Source organism: Streptomyces sp. S3(2020), from assembly GCF_013044505.1.
Lineage (GTDB): Bacteria > Actinomycetota > Actinomycetes > Streptomycetales > Streptomycetaceae > Streptomyces.
In genome coordinates, this window is sequence record NZ_JABERD010000186.1 from 1 (window position 1) to 18,784 (window position 18,784).

At 69.4% G+C, this 18,784-nt stretch carries 16 protein-coding genes and 1 riboswitch; of the genes, 6 read left to right on the top strand and 10 right to left on the bottom strand.

Features of this window, described 5'->3' with window-relative positions:
• Positions 1-259: 259 nt before the first annotated feature.
• From groL to thrC, 4 genes are all read right to left on the bottom strand, one after another.
• On the bottom strand, positions 260-1,882 hold the full coding sequence (gene groL, locus HLK59_RS38000) for a chaperonin GroEL (protein ID WP_171146194.1): 1,623 nt from the start codon (positions 1,880-1,882) through the stop codon (positions 260-262).
• Between the two features lie 336 nt (positions 1,883-2,218).
• A complete protein-coding gene (locus HLK59_RS38005) occupies positions 2,219-2,425 on the bottom strand; it encodes a cold-shock protein (protein ID WP_007493268.1) in 207 nt (68 codons plus the stop codon).
• 440 nt (positions 2,426-2,865) lie between these two features.
• Positions 2,866-3,141 (bottom strand): MoaD/ThiS family protein, encoded by a 276-nt coding sequence (locus tag HLK59_RS38010; protein WP_171146195.1) that lies wholly within the window; start codon positions 3,139-3,141, stop codon positions 2,866-2,868.
• A gap of 30 nt (positions 3,142-3,171) precedes the next feature.
• Positions 3,172-4,455 (bottom strand): threonine synthase, encoded by a 1,284-nt coding sequence (gene thrC, locus HLK59_RS38015; protein ID WP_171146196.1) that lies wholly within the window; start codon positions 4,453-4,455, stop codon positions 3,172-3,174.
• An 18-nt stretch (positions 4,456-4,473) separates the two neighbouring features.
• A riboswitch (SAM riboswitch) is annotated at positions 4,474-4,629 on the bottom strand.
• 145 nt (positions 4,630-4,774) lie between these two features.
• Here thrC and HLK59_RS38020 point away from each other — a divergent pair.
• Entirely contained in the window at positions 4,775-5,719 is a 945-nt protein-coding gene (locus HLK59_RS38020; RefSeq protein WP_171146197.1) for a glucosyl-3-phosphoglycerate synthase, read from the top strand.
• Positions 5,720-5,803: 84 nt separating this feature from the next.
• A complete protein-coding gene (locus HLK59_RS38025) occupies positions 5,804-7,210 on the top strand; it encodes a trehalose-6-phosphate synthase (protein ID WP_171146198.1) in 1,407 nt (468 codons plus the stop codon).
• On the opposite strand, the gene otsB is transcribed toward HLK59_RS38025, so the two are convergent.
• The 3 genes from otsB to HLK59_RS38040 form a co-directional block, all read right to left on the bottom strand.
• Positions 7,198-8,037: a trehalose-phosphatase gene (gene otsB / locus HLK59_RS38030; protein ID WP_171146199.1), complete on the bottom strand. Its 840-nt coding sequence runs from the start codon at positions 8,035-8,037 to the stop codon at positions 7,198-7,200. The genes HLK59_RS38025 and otsB overlap by 13 nt on opposite strands.
• A 104-nt stretch (positions 8,038-8,141) precedes the next feature.
• Positions 8,142-8,378 carry a DUF3263 domain-containing protein gene (locus tag HLK59_RS38035; protein ID WP_171146200.1) on the bottom strand — a complete coding sequence of 79 codons (237 nt, stop codon included), beginning with the start codon at positions 8,376-8,378 and terminating at the stop codon, positions 8,142-8,144.
• Between the two features lie 33 nt (positions 8,379-8,411).
• The gene (locus HLK59_RS38040; protein WP_171146208.1) at positions 8,412-9,632 is read right to left on the bottom strand and encodes an extracellular solute-binding protein; all 1,221 of its coding nucleotides are present in this window, start codon (positions 9,630-9,632) and stop codon (positions 8,412-8,414) included.
• A 161-nt stretch (positions 9,633-9,793) separates the two neighbouring features.
• Between HLK59_RS38040 and HLK59_RS38045 the strand changes: the two genes are divergently transcribed.
• Both HLK59_RS38045 and nagA read left to right on the top strand, forming a co-directional pair.
• Positions 9,794-10,729 carry an ROK family protein gene (locus tag HLK59_RS38045; protein WP_171146201.1) on the top strand — a complete coding sequence of 312 codons (936 nt, stop codon included), beginning with the start codon at positions 9,794-9,796 and terminating at the stop codon, positions 10,727-10,729.
• Positions 10,729-11,955: an N-acetylglucosamine-6-phosphate deacetylase gene (gene nagA / locus HLK59_RS38050; RefSeq protein WP_171146202.1), complete on the top strand. Its 1,227-nt coding sequence runs from the start codon at positions 10,729-10,731 to the stop codon at positions 11,953-11,955. The genes HLK59_RS38045 and nagA overlap by 1 nt, the downstream gene beginning before the upstream one ends.
• Here the strand turns inward: nagA and HLK59_RS38055 are convergent.
• Positions 11,952-13,190: an RNA-guided endonuclease TnpB family protein gene (locus HLK59_RS38055; protein WP_171146203.1), complete on the bottom strand. Its 1,239-nt coding sequence runs from the start codon at positions 13,188-13,190 to the stop codon at positions 11,952-11,954. The genes nagA and HLK59_RS38055 overlap by 4 nt on opposite strands.
• A gap of 278 nt (positions 13,191-13,468) precedes the next feature.
• Between HLK59_RS38055 and HLK59_RS38060 the strand changes: the two genes are divergently transcribed.
• Complete coding sequence (locus HLK59_RS38060) at positions 13,469-14,398, top strand: 1-phosphofructokinase family hexose kinase (protein ID WP_171146204.1); 930 nt, start codon at positions 13,469-13,471, stop codon at positions 14,396-14,398.
• Between the two features lie 718 nt (positions 14,399-15,116).
• On the opposite strand, the gene HLK59_RS38065 is transcribed toward HLK59_RS38060, so the two are convergent.
• Positions 15,117-16,076, bottom strand: coding sequence for a CBM35 domain-containing protein (locus HLK59_RS38065; protein WP_171146205.1), 960 nt, complete (start codon positions 16,074-16,076; stop codon positions 15,117-15,119).
• Between the two features lie 119 nt (positions 16,077-16,195).
• Positions 16,196-17,854, bottom strand: coding sequence for a diguanylate cyclase CdgB (gene cdgB / locus HLK59_RS38070; RefSeq protein WP_171146206.1), 1,659 nt, complete (start codon positions 17,852-17,854; stop codon positions 16,196-16,198).
• Positions 17,855-18,182: 328 nt separating this feature from the next.
• On the opposite strand from cdgB, the gene HLK59_RS38075 reads away from it, so the two are divergent.
• Positions 18,183-18,746, top strand: a complete 564-nt coding sequence (locus tag HLK59_RS38075; RefSeq protein ID WP_346779906.1) for a flavin reductase family protein — start codon at positions 18,183-18,185, stop codon at positions 18,744-18,746.
• The last annotated feature ends 38 nt before the right edge of the window (positions 18,747-18,784 follow it).

Genomic DNA, 18,784 nt, shown 5'->3' on the forward strand with positions numbered 1-18,784 from the left:
CTTCGACCCCGCTCCCAGGGGGCTCCGCCCCCTGCACCCCCCGCTCCTCAAACGCCGGAGGGCTGAGTAACCCAGCCCGTCCGGCGTTTGAGGACGAGGCCGTTCAGGCCGACAGCGGGTCTGGGGGCGCAGCCCCCGGGGACGGGACGGGTAAGGACAGCGGGGGCGGAACGCGCCGAGGGCGGCACCCCCCGCTTTCGCAGGAAGTGCCGCCCTCGGAAAGGACGTTGATCAACCGGGGTCGGAGCCCCTGGGTCGATCAGAAGTCCATGTCACCGCCCGGCATGCCGCCACCGGCAGGCGCGGCGGCCTTCTCCGGCTTGTCGGCGATGACGGCCTCGGTGGTGAGGAACAGCGCGGCGATGGACGCGGCGTTCTGCAGGGCGGAGCGCGTGACCTTCGCCGGGTCGATGATGCCCTCGGCGATCATGTCGACGTAGTCGCCCGTGGCCGCGTTGAGACCCCAGCCCACGGTCAGGTTGCGGACCTTCTCGACCACGACGCCGCCCTCGAGACCACCGTTGACGGCGATCTGCTTCAGCGGAGCCTCCAGCGCGAGCTTCACGGCGTTGGCGCCGGTCGCCTCGTCACCCGTGAGCTCGAGCTTCTCGAACACCGCGGAAGCCTGGAGCAGAGCCACGCCACCACCGGCGACGATGCCCTCCTCGACGGCCGCCTTGGCGTTGCGCACGGCGTCCTCGATGCGGTGCTTGCGCTCCTTGAGCTCGACCTCGGTCGCGGCACCGGCCTTGATGACGGCGACGCCACCGGCGAGCTTGGCCAGGCGCTCCTGGAGCTTCTCGCGGTCGTAGTCCGAGTCGCTGTTCTCGATCTCGGCGCGGATCTGGTTGACGCGACCGGCAACCTGGTCCGCCGAGCCCGAGCCGTCGACGATCGTCGTCTCGTCCTTGGTGATGACGACCTTGCGGGCGCGGCCCAGGAGGTCCAGGGTCGCGTTCTCCAGCTTGAGGCCGACCTCCTCGGAGATGACCTCGCCGCCCGTGAGGATGGCGATGTCGCCGAGCATGGCCTTGCGACGGTCACCGAAGCCCGGAGCCTTGACGGCGACGGACTTGAAGGTGCCGCGGATCTTGTTGACGACCAGGGTCGACAGGGCCTCGCCCTCGACGTCCTCGGCGATGATCAGCAGCGGCTTGCCCGACTGCATGACCTTCTCCAGGAGCGGGAGCAGGTCCTTGACGGAGCCGATCTTGGAGTTGGCGATCAGGATGTACGGGTCGTCCAGGGACGCCTCCATACGCTCCATGTCGGTGGCGAAGTAGGCGGAGATGTAGCCCTTGTCGAAGCGCATACCCTCCGTCAGCTCCAGCTCCAGACCGAAGGTCTGGGACTCCTCGACGGTGATGACGCCTTCCTTGCCGACCTTGTCCATCGCCTCGGCGATGAGCTCGCCGATCTGGGTGTCGGCGGCGGAGATGGAGGCCGTCGAAGCGATCTGCTCCTTGGTCTCGACATCCTTGGCCTGCTCGAGCAGCGCACCGGAGACAGCCTCGACGGCCTTCTCGATACCGCGCTTGAGGGCCATCGGGTTGGCGCCGGCGGCCACGTTGCGCAGACCCTCGCGCACCAGGGCCTGGGCCAGGACGGTCGCCGTCGTCGTGCCGTCACCGGCTACGTCGTCCGTCTTCTTGGCGACTTCCTTGACCAGCTCGGCGCCGATCTTCTCGTACGGGTCCTCGAGCTCGATCTCCTTGGCGATGGAGACACCATCGTTGGTGATCGTGGGGGCGCCCCACTTCTTCTCGAGGACGACGTTGCGACCCTTGGGGCCGAGCGTCACCTTGACGGCGTCCGCGAGCTGGTTCATGCCGCGCTCGAGGCCGCGCCGCGCCTCCTCGTCGAACGCGATGATCTTGGCCATGTGAAGTGGTCCCTCCAGGACTGGGGGTGATTCCTTCGGACCGCGCCCGCGCCCGCGACGGACGGCTCGCACACCTCGTGGTTCCTTGCCCCACCCGGCCTGCGGGCCTCACCGACCCGGTCCTTCATTGTCACTCTCACCTTCAGAGTGCTAACGCCAATGATTAGCACTCGCCCCCTGCGAGTGCAAGCGCCTCCCGGGGATCGGGCAGCGGCTCCGCCAGCCGCGAACAGGGGTGTCGGGGCCCGTCCGGGCACGCCGAAGGGCCCGCACCCATGACTCCCCATGAGGTGCGGGCCCTTCGAAGAAGAACGTCGCTGCTAGTCGGCGCGTGCTTCAGCCGGTCGCCAGTCGGACCATGTCCGCCTGCGGCCCCTTCTGGCCCTGCGAGATCTCGAAATCGACCCGCTGACCCTCTTCCAGGGTGCGGTATCCGTCCATCTGAATCGCGCTGTAGTGGACGAAAACATCCGCACCACCGTCGACCGCGATGAAGCCGTACCCCTTCTCCGCGTTGAACCACTTGACGGTGCCCTGAGCCATGCCTAACTCCCCTATTACTGGCCCTTGCACAGATCCACACTTCGCGGATCCGGGTCAGACCTCACCCCCCACGGATTGGGGGCGTGCGCCGGAACGCGTCGACCGCGGCTGAATGTATCTGTCCAACTGCCGTCTGCAACAGGTCAATCGGACGAGAATTCTGGACGCGAAGGGTCCGGAATGTAGTGAGAATTCGCCCGAATTCTGGGCAAGTCGGGCTCCACAAAAGGAACAAAGCTCACAAAAGAACCGCACACTTTGGCTACTTCTCGTCGCATCCGGAGCGAGAACTCATATGCGGTTGGCATGGGGGGTGGAGCAGGTTCCCCAACTGTACCGTGCTCAACCATAGAGAATTGCCCCCTCCGCTTCTCTCACGGAGGGGGCAATTCGATGAACTCTTGGTAATCGGCCTTACCGAGGGTAACGACCGGGCCCGGTCAGCCTCCGGCGACGGCCGGAATGATCGAGACGCCGGCCCCGTCCGGAGTGGCCGTCTCCAGTCCCTGCTCGAAGCGGACGTCGTCGTCGTTGACGTACACGTTGACGAAGCGGCGCAGCTTGCCCTGGTCGTCGAGGACGCGGGCGGCGATACCGGTGTGGTTCTTCTCCAGGTCGGCGATGACCTCGGCGAGGGTCGCACCCTGGGCGGCGACCTCGGCCTGTCCGCCGGTGTAGGTGCGCAGGATGGTGGGGATGCGGACGTTGACGCTCACGGTTGAACCTCCGGTCGGGGTTGCGGGGGCCTAGACGAGGCCGGCCTCGCGGAACGAGTCAAGGTTGGGGCGGATGGTCGCGGTGAGCCCCGTACCCGCCACCGCGTCCAGGGTCTTCAGTCCGTCGCCGGTGTTCAGCACGACGGTCGTCAGCGTCGGGTCCAGCAGACCGTTCTCGATCAGCTTCTTGGTCACACCGACCGTCACACCGCCCGCGGTCTCCGCGAAGATGCCCTCGGTCCGGGCGAGCAGCTTGATGGCGTCGACGACCTGCTCGTCCGTCACGTCCTCCACCGCACCCCCCGTACGGCGCGCGATGTCCAGGACGTAGGGGCCGTCGGCGGGGTTGCCGATCGCCAGCGACTTGGCGATGGTGTCGGGCTTCTGGGGCCGCACCACGTCGTGGCCCGCCTTGTACGCGACGGACACCGGCGAGCAGCCCTCGGCCTGGGCGCCGAAGATCTTGTACGGCTTGTCCTTGACGAGCCCGAGCTTGATGAGCTCCTGGAGCCCCTTGTCGATCTTCGTGAGCTGCGAGCCGGAGGCGATCGGCACGACCAGCTGGTCGGGAAGCTTCCAGCCGAGCTGCTCGCAGATCTCGTACGCCAGGGTCTTGGACCCTTCCGCGTAGTAGGGCCGCAGGTTGACGTTGACGAAGCCCCAGCCCTCGCCGGCCGGGTCGCCGATCAGCTCGGAGCAGAAGCGGTTCACGTCGTCGTAGTTGCCCTCGATGCCGATGAGCTCGCCGCCGTAGACCGCGGCCATGACGACCTTGCCCTGCTCCAGGTCGTGCGGGATGAACACACAGGAACGGAAGCCGGCGCGGGCGGCCGCGGCGCCGACGGCACCGGCCAGGTTGCCCGTGGAGGAGCAGGACAGGGTGGTGAAGCCGAAGGCGCGCGCGGCCTCCAGGGCCTGGGCGACGACACGGTCCTTGAAGGAGTGCGTCGGGTTGCCGGAGTCGTCCTTCACATACAGACCGCCGGTGACACCGAGCTCACGGGCCAGGTTGTCGGCCTTGACGAGCTGGGTCCAGCCCGGGTTGATGTTGGGCTTGCCGGCCACGTCCGCGGGGACGGGCAGCAGGGGCGCGTAGCGCCAGATGTTCGCGGGTCCCGCCTCGATCCGCTTACGGAGTTCCTCGGTGTCGTAGGCCGAGAAGTCATAGGCGATCTCGAGCGGGCCGAAACACTCCTCGCACGCGAAGACCGGGCCGAGGGGTACGCGGTGACCGCACTCGCGGCAGCTGAGCGCCGCGGCGGGACCAAGGTCTACGGTGGTTTCGGTGGTGCTTGCAACAGTCTGCGCAGCCATGAGAGGCGAGGCCCTTTCTCCTCATCTTCCTCACGACGCATCTCGCCGTGAGACGGATTTGGCACCTTCCCGAGTCGGGAGCCTCGCGGAGCGATCAGAAATGATCTACGAGTACCGACTGGAGGGTTGCCGGGGCTTCATCGGGCCGTATCCCTCTGCCCCTCTGGATGAGCGGTATGAAGTTGTGAACGGCGGGCCACCCAGGACATGCGATGGTCATCCGCGTTGTTCAAGACTGTAACCGACGACCAGGACAGTTGAGATAGTCGTCCGAACCGCGAGATGGATCACCAGCTGATACGCAGAGGAGCCGCGCACTGTGCTGAACGAAGTCGAGCGCTGGCTGACCAGCCGGTCCTGGTCCGTGACCGATCGCCCGCTCCACCAGCTGCTGGCCGCCAAGCAGCGCACGGGCCAGTCGGTCAGTGTCGTACTACCCGCGCTCAACGAGGAGGAGACGGTCGGTGACATCGTCGCCGTGATCCGTCACGACCTGATGCAGCAGGTCCCGCTCGTCGACGAGATAGTCGTCGTCGACTCGGGCTCCACCGACCGTACGTCCCAGGTCGCCGCCGCGGCCGGAGCGATCGTCGTGCACCGCGACGAGATCCTGCCCCGGCTGCCGGCCGTGCCCGGCAAGGGCGAGGTGCTGTGGCGCTCGCTGCTGGTGGCCCGCGGCGACATCGTCTGCTTCATCGACGCCGACCTGAAGGAGTTCTCCTCCGACTTCGTCTCCGGGATCGTGGGCCCCCTGCTCACCGAGCCCGGTGTCGACCTGGTCAAGGCCATGTACGACCGTCCGCTGGGCGGCGCGGCGGGCCAGGGCGGCCGGGTGACCGAGCTGATGGCCCGCCCGCTGCTGAACATGCACTGGCCCCAGCTGGCCGGCTTCGTCCAGCCGCTGGGCGGCGAGTACGCGGCCCGCCGCTCCCTGCTGGAACAGCTGCCGTTCCCGGTCGGCTACGGCGTGGAGCTCGGCATGCTGGTCGACGCGCTGCACCTCGTGGGCCTGGACGCGCTGGCCCAGGTGGACGTGGGCGTCCGCAAGCACCGCCACCAGGACGGGCAGGCCCTGGGCCGGATGTCCGCCGCGATCTACCGCACGGCCCAGCTGCGGCTGGCCCGCGGCCACCTCATCCGCCCCTCCCTCACCCAGTTCGAGCGGGGCCCGGACGGCTTCGAACCGCGGACGTACTCCGTGGACACCGAGGAGCGGCCGCCGATGGTGGAGATCGTGGAGTACGCGTCCCGGAAGGTCGCCTGAGGAAGGCTGTATTACGGCGTCCACGAGCCCGTATACGGCGAACCGTACGTTTGAGCGTTTACGGGTCGGGCTAGGTTGAGGCGTATGGCTTCCACGCAGGCTGCCCGGGGTGCCCGGGTGCTCGTCGCGTCCAACCGCGGCCCGGTCTCGTACGAGGTGCGGGAGGACGGCTCGCTGTCCGCGAAGCGCGGTGGCGGCGGGCTCGTCTCCGGCCTCTCCGCGATCGGGTCGGACGCGGACGCGCTGTGGGTGTGCTCGGCGCTGTCCGACGGCGACCGCGAGGCGGTGCGGCGCGGACAGGGCGAGCCGGGGGTGCGGATGCTCGACATCCCGGCGGACGTGCACGCGGACGCGTACAACGGCATCGCGAACTCGGTCCTGTGGTTCGTCCACCACCTGCTGTACCAGACCCCGCTGGAGCCGGTCTTCGACGCGGAGTTCCGGCGCCGGTGGGCGTCGTACGAGACGTACAACCGCGCCTTCGCCGAGGCGCTGGCCGAGGAGGCGGGGCGGGGCGCGGCGGTGGTGGTGCAGGACTACCACCTGGCGCTGGTGCCGGGGATGCTGCGCGCGCTACGCCCGGACCTGCGGATCGGCCACTTCTCGCATACGCCGTGGGCGCCCCCGGAGTACTTCCGGATGCTGCCGGACGACGTGGCCGGGCAGGTGCTTCGGGGCATGCTGGGCGCGGACCGGCTGGGGTTCCTGACGCGGCGGTGGGCGTCGGCGTTCGAGGCGTGCGCGGCGGAGCTCGTCGACGGCCTCGGGGACACCCGGGTCGGTGTGCACGGGCTCGGGGCCGACGCGGACTTCCTGCGGAAGCGGTCGCACCAGGCGGACGTGGACGAGCGGCTGACGGCGCTGCGGGCGGAGATCGGCGAGGGCCGGAAGGCGATCGTCCGGGTGGACCGGACCGAGCTGTCGAAGAACATCGTCCGGGGCCTGCTGGCGTACCGGCAGCTGCTCGACGACCGTCCCGAGTGGCGGGAACGGGTGGTGCATGTGGCGTTCGCGTATCCGTCACGGCAGGATCTCGCGGTCTACCGGGAGTACACGGCGGAGGTCCGGAGGCTGGCGGAGGAGATCAACGCGGCGTACGGGACGCCGGGCTGGAAGCCGGTGGTCCTGCACGTCAAGGACGACTTCGCGCGCTCCCTGGCCGCGTACCGTCTCGCCGACGTGGCGCTGGTGAACCCCATCCGGGACGGCATGAACCTCGTCGCGAAGGAGGTGCCGGTCGTCTCCGACGAGGGCTGCGCGCTGGTGCTGTCGCGGGAGGCGGGGGCGTACGAGGAGCTGGGCGAGGACGCGATCGTGGTGAACCCGTACGACATCGGGGCCACGGCGGACGCGTTGCACGAGGCGCTCACGATGCCGCCCGGGGAACGGGCCGAGCGCACGAAACGGCTGGCCGCCGCGGCGACCGCGCTGCCGCCGGCCCAGTGGTTCCTGGACCAGCTGCACGCGCTCGACGTCGATCAGCCCAGCTGAGCGGCGAGCGCCCGCATCAGCCGTACGACACCCCGCGGACCGTCGACGACGAGATCGGCCCGGTCCTTCAGCTCGGGGACCTCCTCGCTGCCGGCGCTGCACACCAGCAGGCCGGGGACGCCGTCGGAGCGGAGCTTGTCGACGGCGGAGTAGGCGGGGAGGTCGCCCAGGTCGTCGCCGGCGTACAGCACGGCCTCGGCGCCCAGCGCACGGATGTGGTCCGTCAGGGCCACGCCCTTGTCCATGCCGGGCGGCCGGAGTTCCAGCACCAGGCGGCCGGGTTCGACGATGAGGCCGTGGCGGGTGGCGAGGTCGGTGAGGGGTTCGCGCAGGGCCTCGAAGGCGGCCTGGGGGTCGGTGGAGCGGCGGGTGTGGACGGCGAGGGCACGGCCCTTCTCCTCGATCCACGTGCCCTGCCAGGCGCCGACCCGGTCGAGGAGACCGGGCAGTTCGGCGCGGGCGTCGGCGACGCCGGGGTGGGGTGGTGGGGCGGTGATCTCGCCGGTGGCGGCGTCCCAGCGTTCGGCGCCGTAGTGGCCGAGGACGACGAGGTGGTCCAGGCCGGGAGTGCGGTCGAATCCGCCGAGCCGGACGGCCACGTCCGGTGGGCGTCCGGTGATCACCGCGACGGAGGCGACCTTCGGGGCGAGTGCGGCGAGTGCGGGTGCCGCGTCCGGGTGGGCGCGGGCCTGCGCGGGGTCCGCCACGATCGGCGCGAGCGTCCCGTCGAAGTCGAACGCGACGACCGCGCCGCCGGGCCGCCCGAGCAGAGCGCCCAGCCCGTCCCGCCCGGCCTGAGTGACAGGCGTCGGCAGTGACTCATCCATACCCCGACCCTAGTGTCTCCGCCCCCGCTGGGGTTTTTCAGCCCGTCCGGCGTTTGAGGACGAGGCCCGTTCAGGGCCGACAGCGGGGATCTGTAGTCCGAGGTTCACCTCTCTGACCTGCGGGAATCCCGTACTCGGCGCAAGCGGTTGACTGTGACCGGGTCGAAGGCCAGGGCGCGCGGATCGTCCAGCAAGGCGTTCAGGAGCTGGTAGTAGCGCACCGGCACCAGCCCCAGTTCCTCCCGTATCGCCCGCTCCTTCGCCCCCGGCCCGGCGAACCCCCGCCGTTCGAGGACGAGGATCGCCCGCTCCCGCGCCCCGAGCCCGCCCTGGTCGTCCATGCCCCGCACGGTAGCCGCAGCCACCGACAACGCCTACTCCCCGCTCTCCGCCGCCAGCGCGGTCGACTGAAGCCCGGCGAGGACCGCCGTAGGACTGCCCCCGGACGCCACCGCGCCCCCGATCCGCTTCTTCACCGCCGCACTCACCGCGGCCCAGGACGTCCGCCCGACCGGATACAGCTCGGACAGCGGAAGCTCCGCCAGGAACGGCCGGAGGTCCTTGTCCCGCGCGGCCGTGCTCATGACGTCGGACGCGGACGCGGTGACCGGCAGCAGGTCGTACTCGCGGGAGAAGGCGAGGACGTTCTTCTCCTCGTAGACGAAGTCGAGGAAGTCCCCGACCTGCTCGGCGTGGCCGTTCTGCCTGAAGGCGGTCATCCAGTCGGCCACGCCCATGGAGACCTTGGTCTGGGCGTCGACGCCGGGCATCGGCACCATGCCGAACTTCACGCCCTTCTTGGCGGCCATCTGCATCAGCGTCGGATGCCCGTTGAGCATCCCGACCTCCCCGTTCGCGAACGCGGCGAACGCGTCGGCCCGGTCCAGCTTCCCCGGCGCGACCGGCCCGGTCAGGCCCTTGCCGACGAGGTCGTCCTTGAGCCATGTGAGGGTCGCGATGTTCTCGGCGGAGTCGATGCCGTACGACGCCCCGAGGTTCTCGGTGTAGCCGCCCCCGCCGCTCAGCAGCCACTGCATGGTCTCGGCCTGCGCCTCCTCGGAGCCGAGCGGCAGCGCGTACGGGTACTTCACCCCGTCCGCCTTGAGCGCGGCGGCGTCCGCGGCGAGCTCGTCCCAGGTCTCGGGCGCGCTGAGGCCGGCCTCGGCGAAGAGGGTCTTGTTGTAGAAGAGCAGCCGTGTGGAGGCCGCGAACGGCATGCCGTACTGCGTCCCGTCCACCTCCCCCGCGGAGGCGAACTGCGAGGCGAAGTCGGCCTGTGTGGAGATGGAGAGCAGTTCGTCGGCCGAGTAGAGGAGGTCGTCGGCGGCGTAGTCGGCGTACGCGCCGATCTGCGCCATGTCGGGCGCGTCCCCGGCGGCGACCATCTCCTTGACCTTGCGGTCGACGTCGTTCCAGGAGTAGACGCTGACGTCCACCGTCACGTTCGGGTGCTTCTTCTCGTACTGCTCGACGAGCCCGTCCCAGTACTTCTGCGAGCTGTTGGCCTTGCTGTCGCCATAGTCGGCGGCGACCAGCCGCAGCGTCACCTCGTCGGAGTCCGCTCCGGTCCCGCAGCCGCCGAGTACCGCCGTCATGCCCAGTGCGGACACCACCGCGATCGTTCCTGTCCTACGCCGCTGCACTGCTGAGCCCCATCCCGTCGCCGAATCGTCGAAACTTTCGAAAGGTCAGACATAAGGTCTACACCACGTAAGTGGACTAGACCTCTCATGGGTTGCCGGGCCACACTACCCCCGTGAGACATGTCATCGCCCTCGATGTGGGCGGCACCGGAATGAAAGCCGCACTCGTCGGCACCTCCGGCGCCGTGCTCCACCAGGCCCGCCGCGCGACCGGCCGTGAGCACGGACCGGACGCGGTCGTCGAGGGCATCCTCGGCTTCGCCGCCGAGCTGCGCGCGTACGGCGCGGAGCACCTCGGCGAACCCGCGGCCGCCGTCGGCGTCGCCGTCCCCGGCATCGTCGACGCCGAGCAGGGCATCGCCGTCTACGCGGCCAACCTGGGCTGGCGCGACGTACCGCTGCGCGCCCTGCTCACCGAAAGGCTCGCGGGCGTGCCCGTCGCCCTCGGCCACGACGTCCGCACCGGCGGCCTCGCCGAGGGCCGTATCGGCGCCGGCCGGGGCACCGACAGCTTCTTCTTCGTCCCCCTCGGCACCGGCATCGCGGGCGCGATCGGCATCGCGGGCCGGGTGGAGGCGGGTGCGCACGGCTTCGCGGGCGAGATCGGCCACATCGTCGTACGGCCCGGCGGCACCCCGTGTCCGTGCGGTCAGCACGGCTGTCTGGAGCGGTACGCCTCCGCGGCGGCCGTCAGCGAGGCATGGGCCGCCGCCTGCGGGGATCCGGACTCGGACGCGGCGCACTGCGCGAAGGCGGTGCGCTCCGGGGACCCCCTGGCCGTACAGGTCTGGCAGAACGCCGTCGACGCCCTCGCCGACGGCCTGGTCACCGCCCTCACCCTCCTGGACCCACGCACCCTGATCATCGGTGGCGGCCTGGCCGAGGCGGGGGAAACCTTGTTCACACCGCTGCGGGACGCGGTCCGGCAGCGGGTCACTTTCCAGAAACTGCCGTCCATCGTCCCGGCGGCGCTGGGAGACACGGCGGGATGTCTGGGTGCCGGCCTACTGGCCTGGGACCTCATCAACCTCAAGGAGGAATCGGCCTGATGGCAGCCGACCCAGGGGCGCGGGGAACTGCGCGACCAGCCACAACGCACCCGCAGCCCGCGACGGGCCGTGCACCCCTCGTCCTGTCCGGCGCGACGGTCGTCCTCCCCACAGGAACCATCCGGAACGGCCGAGTGATCGTCGACGGCACCCGCATCGCCGGCAGCGCCCCGGACAACGCCCGGACCATCGACGTAACCGGCCACACCCTGGTCCCCGGCTTCGTCGACATCCACAACCACGGCGGCGGCGGAGCCTCCTTCACCTCGGGAACCGCGGACGAGATCCTCACCGGCATCCACACCCACCGCCTGCACGGCACCACCACCCTCGTCGCCTCGACAGTGACCGGCGACATGGACTTCCTGGCCCAGCGGGCGGGCCTCCTGTCCGAGCTCGCCGAGCAGGGCGACGTCGCCGGCATCCACTTCGAGGGCCCGTTCATCTCCCCCTGCCGCAAGGGCGCGCACTCGGAGGAACTCCTGCGCGACCCCGACCCGGCGGAGGTCCGCAAGCTGATCGACGCGGCGCGCGGGCAGGCCCGGATGGTCACCCTGGCCACCGAACTCCCCGGCGGCATCGACTCCGTACGCCTGCTCGCCGAACACGGCGTCATCGCGGCGATCGGCCACACGGACGCGACGTACGAGCAGACGGTGGAGGCGATCGACGCGGGCGCGACCGTCGCGACGCACCTGTTCAACGCGATGCCCACGCTCGGCCACCGCACCCCCGGCCCGATCGCCGCCCTCCTGGAGGACGAGCGGATCACGGTCGAGCTGATCAACGACGGCACGCATCTGCACCCCGCCGCCCTCCAGCTGGCGTTCCATCACGCGGGCGCGGACCGGGTCGCGTTCATCACGGACGCGATGGACGCGGCCGGTTTCGGCGACGGCCGCTACATGCTCGGCCCGCTGGAGGTCGAGGTCAGCGAGGGCGTCGCGCGGCTCGTGGAGGGCGGCTCGATCGCGGGCTCCACGCTCACCCTGGACCGCGCGTTCCAGCGGGCGGTGACGGTCGACCGGCTGTCCGTCGAGGACACCGTCGCCGCGCTGTCGGCCAACCCGGCCCGGCTGCTCGGAATGTACGACTCGATCGGCTCACTGGAGCCCGGCAAGTACGCCGACCTGGTACTTCTCGACCATCAATTCACCCTCAAGGGCGTGATGCGACGCGGTGAATGGGTGGTCGATCCCCAACTGGGGTCAACTACCCGTCGCTAGAGCGACGGGCTTGCAGAGCGGGCGCCACTGGGTGTGGTGCTGCGCTTGCGTCCGGTCCCACCCCTGGCTGTCGGGGGTGGCTCTGGGGCGGTTGACTGCGCCCCGCGTCGCCACAACGCTTCCGCACGTGCACGGATGTTGCGGGAGCCGTTGCGGTCTGCGTGATCAACGAATCCGCAGTTCCGGCACACGAACCAGGCCTGGGAGACCCGGTTCGCCCTGTCGATGTGGCCGCATTCGGCGCAGGTGCGGGAGGTGTACGCGGGATCGACGTACACCACCGGCACTCCCGCCTGGCGGGCCTTGTACGCGATGAACGCTCCGAGCTGGGCGAACGCCCAACCATGGAGGGTGGCCCGTTGGGGCTTGCGAAGCCGTACCCGTTCACGGATGCCCGTCAGGTCTTCCAGGGCGATTCCGCGACCGGTGCGTTCTGCCTCGGCCACCACATGTTTCGCGATCTTGTGGTTGATGTCTTTGGTCCGCCGTGCCTCCTTGCGCCTGCGTTTCTTCAGCCGGCGCCTGGCGGACGGGGTGTTCTTGCGTTGCAGCTTGGTCCGGAGCGTGCGTTCGCGCAGCCGTCCCCGGTTCAGCGCGCGCCCGGCCATGATCTGACCGTCGCTGGTGGTGGCGATGTTCACGATCCCCAGGTCGATGCCGAGGAAACCGTCCGGGTCCGTGTTGGGTTCGGTTTCGGGAATCTCGCAGGTCGCCTGCAGGAACCACATGCCGTCCCGGTAGAGCAGGTCGGACTCGCCCTTGCGGTACAGGGCCAGGCGGGCCAGCTGTTCCGGGGAAGCGGTGAACGCCACCCCCTTCACCCGCCCCGACAGGGTCCAGATCGAGATGGTCCGTTCCGGGATCTGCCAGGACAGCATCCGGTCGTCATAAGGCTGCGCGCCCTCCGGCCGGAAGGCGACCGGTTTCCCTGTGGCCCGCCGGTAGCGTTTGGACCACGGCCTGCCCAGGTTCCCGGCTTTCAGATTCGCCGCCAGCGTGCGGTAGGCGTCACAGGTCTTCTTGATGACGTGCTGGGCGGCCTGCGCACCCAGCCCCCACCGCTGCTTGACCTCGGCATAGGTGTGCTCACGCAGCGCGAAGTTCCGCTTCACACCCTTGACGAACGCGACCTCGGACACCCAGGTCGCCGCCTCGTTGCAGGCATGCAGGGTCGCCTCAAGTGCCGCCGCCTGCACCGGCGTCGGCAACAGCTTGACCTGCACGATGAGCTTCACGGGACCCGACCCTACGCAGCCGTCCACACAAACGTGCCGCTTCCGTACAGATATCCCCTATCCGGTGACTGGTCGTTCACACGTTCCTACTTCCCAGCTCCGCAGGGCAGCCCTTCCGGGCGTTCCGCGCCCAAACCCCCGGAGTAGGCGCCCGGGTTCCTCGCAAGAGCTCTGCTGAAGGGTCCCTCTGTCAAGGCGGCGGTTGACCTGGGAGACTGGGGCGGCCGCCGTCCGCGCGGACACAGCGCAGCGTTCTTCTCCGGGGGAGGTCGGCACAGGTGATCCTCACGGTCACGCTGAACACCGCTCTCGACATCACCTATCGGGTACGGGCCCTCACCCCGCACGCCTCCCACCGGGTCTCCGAGGTGACCGAACGTCCGGGCGGCAAGGGCCTGAACGTGGCCCGCGTGCTCGCCGCCCTCGGTCACGAGGTGACGGCCACCGGCTTCGTGGGCGGTGCGACGGGAGGCGTCGTACAGGAGCGTCTCGCGGCGGCGCCCGGTGTCGTGGACGCCCTGGTCCCCGTCTCCGGCGCGACCCGGCGCACCATAGCCGTCGTCGACGAACAGAGCGGCGACACCACCCAGTTGAACGAACCCGGGCCGACCGTCATGCCCGCCGAATGGTCCGCGTTCCAGGAGGCGTACGAGGATCTGCTCCCGTCGTCGGCCGCCGTGGCCCTGTGCGGCAGTCTGCCGCCGGGGGTGCCGGTGGGGGCGTACGCGGGGCTGGTGCGGACCGCTCGCGCGGCCGGGGTCCCGGTCCTCCTCGACACCAGCGGGGAGCCGCTGCGGCGCGGGGTCGCGGCGCGCCCGGACATCATCAAGCCGAACGCCGACGAACTGGCCGAACTGACGGGATCCCACGAGCCGTTGCGTGCGACCCAGGACGCGCGCCGGCGGGGCGCCCACGCGGTGGTGACCTCCCTCGGCGCGGACGGCCTCCTCGCCGCCTCCCCCGAGGGCCGCTGGCGCGCCACCCCACCGACCCGCGTCCACGGCAACCCCACGGGCGCGGGCGACTCCGCGGTCGCGGGCCTGCTGTCGGGGCTCGTGGAACACCTGCCATGGCCCGACCGACTGGCCCGCGCGGTCGCACTGTCGGCGGCGACGGTGGTGGCGCCGGTGGCGGGGGAGTTCGACCGGGGGGAGTACGAGGAACTGTTGGTGTGGGCTTCTGTCACGCGCGAAGAAACAATGGCCTGAATCCGCTTGCTCCATTGCAGGGCGCCAAATAGCTTTGCCGAAGCCACTCAAACGCGCGTTCAAATAAGGAGCTAAGTATGCACCCTAAATTGGCGGCGGCATTCACTGCAGTCGCGACCATATCTCTGACCGCCCTAGCTGTCACCCCCGCTCAGGCCCTCTCTATCCGAGGATGCAGCACCACGGGCGCCGCAGGAAATGTGGCCATCTATAACTGGACTGACCCCGGAGCCAAAGTCGACCTCGAGTTCTCCCTCAGCGACTTGTCCCCTGACGGCCATCACGTTCGGATCAGACTCATAAGCGAGCAATCTGACGGCACCCGGAAGAACTGGCCATGGCGCCAAAATCTGGATGGAAATGGGTCAACTAAAGAGTGGACCTCGACAGCCTACGACGACAGAGGTCTCTTCGAAATCGGCGTCCAGGTTGCCAGATTCGAGGGGGACACTCTTCTGAACTCATGCACTGATTGGTAGGAGCGAAACCTGCGTTGAAGGCGAAGACGCTGCTGTCTCGCCTCTCATGTCGGGCACGCGCCTTTGCCACCACACCTTCGCGGGCGCGGCACCTGATGCGTCCGCAAAGGCCACGCTCCACACAAGGCCGATACTCGGTGAGCGTCTAGTTGGAACGACATTCTTGCAACATTATGGCGCCCAATAGCCATAACGAGACACACCTGACAGTCGCCCCTGTCTGCCTTTCATAAAATCAGTCAGCTTTTAACCCAGCCCTTCACGAGCCACATCTGGTCGAGCAGCGCGTCGCACTGGTTGCCTTGCTCGCAGGAGACCTTGATGGTGTTGGAACCCTTGTTGAGCTGCACGTAGTTGTAGGTCTGCGTCCAGCCCTTGGCGTAGTCGCCCTCGGCGGCCTTCGCGTAGTTGTCCATGCCGACCGGCGTGGTGGAGGCCGTGCCGTTGATCGTGAGGGTGGCGGTGGCGTCCTTGCCGGGCACGCTGTAGCCGGTGTACAGCGTGTACTTGCCGGTCTTGGGGATACCGCTGACGTTCCAAGTGATCGACGCGCCCACAGTGTTGAAGCCGTTGACGTAGACGCCGCCGTCCGCCTTGGCGCCCTGGACATCGGTCGCCGTGGTCAGACCAGGGCTGAGTGCCAGCGCCTTCGCGTCGATCGCCGGCAGGTCGTCCTCGTCGGCCGGTGCGCTGCTGGCCGCCTGGCTCGGCTCGCTGCTCTGCTGGGCGGAGGGCGTGGTACTGGCCTGGTTGCCGGAGGCGTCGTCGTCACCGTCGCCGCCCAGCATGGCCACCCCGATGCCGATGACGACCGCGGCGACCACCGCGATGGCACCGATCAGCAGCCCCTTGGTGTTGGGGCCCCGGCCGCGGCCGCCACCGCCACCGCCGTACCCCTGCTGCGGGTGCTGGGTGGTGGGGGCGCCGCCCGGGAAGGTCTCCGGCGCGGCGTAGTGGGCGTTGTTGGGCTGGCCGTACGCGCCCTGCTGCTGCGGGACCTGGCCGTACGGCGCGGTCTGCTGGGGCGGCTGCTGGCCGTACTGGCGCTGGCCGACCGCGCGCACCCGGTTGACGGAGCCCGGGTAGCCGTAGCCACCGGAGGGCGGCTGGGCTCCGTTGGCCTGTCCGTCGGCGTAGAGGTAGCCGAACGGGTCGTCGTCCTCGGGCGGCGTGTTCGCGCCGTTGGTGCCGGACGTCATCCAGGTACTCCTCAGCGGGTGCGGGGCGAGTGCGATACGAGGGGTGAGAAGGGCGAGCCTACCCGCTCCCGCTGCCCCAAACGGGTGACTCGGATCGCATCAGCTCGCTGACCTGGAGATCATCCCGCGCGTCTGTGCTGTTTGGGACGAGATCGTTTCTCTACGTACATCCGCTCGTCGGCGGACTTCAACACTTCGTCCGCCGTCATCCCGCAGTGCGCCCAGCCGATGCCGAAACTGGCGCCCACGCGGACGGCCCGGCCCTCGGCGCGGATGGGCTGGATGATCTCGTTGCGCAGGCGTACGGCGAGGTCGGCGGCGTCCGCGCGGCCGAGGCCGTCGGCGAGGATCACGAACTCGTCGCCGCCGAGCCGGGCCACGGTGTCGCCGTCGCGGACCTGGCGGGACAGCCGGCGGGCGACCTCGATGAGGACCGCGTCACCGGCGTTGTGCCCGAACCGGTCGTTGATCGACTTGAAGCCGTCGAGGTCGCAGAAGAGGACCGCGAGCCCCTTGGTGCCGTCGTCGTGCTCACTCTCGGGGGCGACGGTGTGCACATGGTGATCGAAGGCCGCGTCGAACGCCTCGGTGCCGGGCCGGAAGTCGAAGCCGTGGCCGTTGGCGTCGTAGGCGGGATGGCCGCCGTAGGCCGCGTCGATGGATTCGAGGGCGGCGTGGTGCGTGGGGCGCTGGCACAGGCGCGAGGAGAGGCGGGCCCGCAGCTCGGCGGAGTTCGGCAGGCCGGTGAGGGAGTCGTGGGAGGCGCGGTGGGCGAGCTGGAGCTCGCGGCGCTTGCGGTCCTCTATGTCCTCGACGTGGGTGAGGAGGAAACGGGGACCGTCGGCGGCGTCGGCGACGACGGAGTTGCGGAGCGAGACCCAGAGGTAGGTGCCGTCGCGGCGGCCCAGGCGCAGCTCCGCGCGTCCACCCTCCGCCGAGGTTCTCAGCAGGGTCCCTATGTCCTCGGGGTGGACCAGGTCGGAGAAGGAGTAGCGGCGCATCGCGGAGGCGGGACGGCCCAGGAGCCGGCACAGGGCGTCGTTGGTGCGCAGGATCCGGCCGTGCTGGTCGCCGCCCATCTCGGCGATGGCCATGCCGGAGGGCGCGTACTCGAAGGCCTGCCGAAAGCTCTCTTCACTGGCCCTGAGCGCCTGCTGCTCGCGTTCGAGCCTGACCAGTGCGCGCTGCATGTTGGCACGTAGACGCGCGTTGCTGATCGCGATGGCGCCCTGGAACGCGTACATCTGGAGCGCTTCCCGCCCCCAGGCACCCGGCCGTCGGCCGTTGCGCGGCCGGTCCACGGAGAGCACGCCGATCAGTTCACCGCAGGCGGCGCCGCCCACGCCGGGCGTGAACATGGGGGCGAAGAGCCGGTCGGAGGGGTGCCACTCGTCCTCGAAGCGGGGCGCGGGACCGTCGGTGTACCACTGCGGTACGTCGTCGTCGTCGAGGATCCAGCCCTCGGTGTGCGGGATGAAGACCAGGTCGCCCCAGGTCTCCCCCATGCTCAGACGGCGCTCCCAGGAGTCGCGGGAGCCGACCCGGCCGGTGATGAGCGCCTCGGCGGCGGGGTTGCCGGCGAAGGCGGCGACGACGAGGTCGCCGTCGGGGCGGACGAGATTGACGCACGCCAGCTCATAGCCGAGGCCATTGACCACTCCGTCGGCGACGGTCTGCAGCGTGTCCGCAAGAGACCGGGCGGTGTTCATGTCCGCCATGACCTGATGCAGTTGCCGCAGAGTCGCAAGACGGACGTAGGGCTCCGACTCGGTCTCCATGCTCGCCCTCCCCCCGAGACCTCGCAGCGAATCAAGGGTTCTCATCGGCGTATCGTTCTGGCAGCTTCCCCGCCACTGAATCACAGCGCGCTGCCCACTCGGTACACAGGGTCAACAATTGATACCCCTTGTGACTCAAGTCACAGCGAAAGATGAACAATTGAGTGGGGTTTCTGCGTTTTTCCTGTGCGTTTACCGAGCGCTGACTTTGTGGGTTTGTGGAGGTTCGCGGAGAGGGCCTGGTCGGGGGTCCTAGGTCCGAGATCGGGCCCCGGCTCGGGCGGAGGTCCGATGCGGTCCGGGCCCGCCGGACACTAGCGTTCCCGACGTGCCGAACACTTCCCCGATCACTGCCGCAACCGCCTACGGGCATCCTGTGGGGGTGAGCAACGACGAGTTCCGCGCCGCCATGTCACGGCTGGCCGCGGGTGTGGTCCTGGTGACCGCCTTCGAGCCCCCGCTCGGCCCCGACGGCCCCCAGGGCGAGGACGTCGGAATGACCGCCACCGCGTTCATGTCGGTGTCCCTGGACCCGCCCCTGGTACTGGTCAGCCTGCGCGAGGGCTCCCGCATGGACGAACTCCTCGACGAACAGCCGCTCTGGGCCGTCTCGGTCCTCTCCGAGAGCCAGCGCCACATCGCCGGCCGCTTCGCCATGAAGGGCCGCATCAGCGACCGCCTCCTCTTCGAGGACATCCCCTACGCCCGGGGCGAGGCGACCGGCGCCCTCCTCGTGGGCGGCGCCCTGGCGACCCTGGAGTGCCGCACGGAAGAGCGCGTACAGGCCGGCGACCACACCCTGGTGATCGGCCGGGTCCTGACGGCAGGGGTCCCGAGCGCGGACGGCGGCCCCCTGACGTACTTCCGGGGACGCTACCGCCAGCTGGGCTGACGAGGGGGCGGGGGCGCGTTTCCGGGGCGGGACACCTA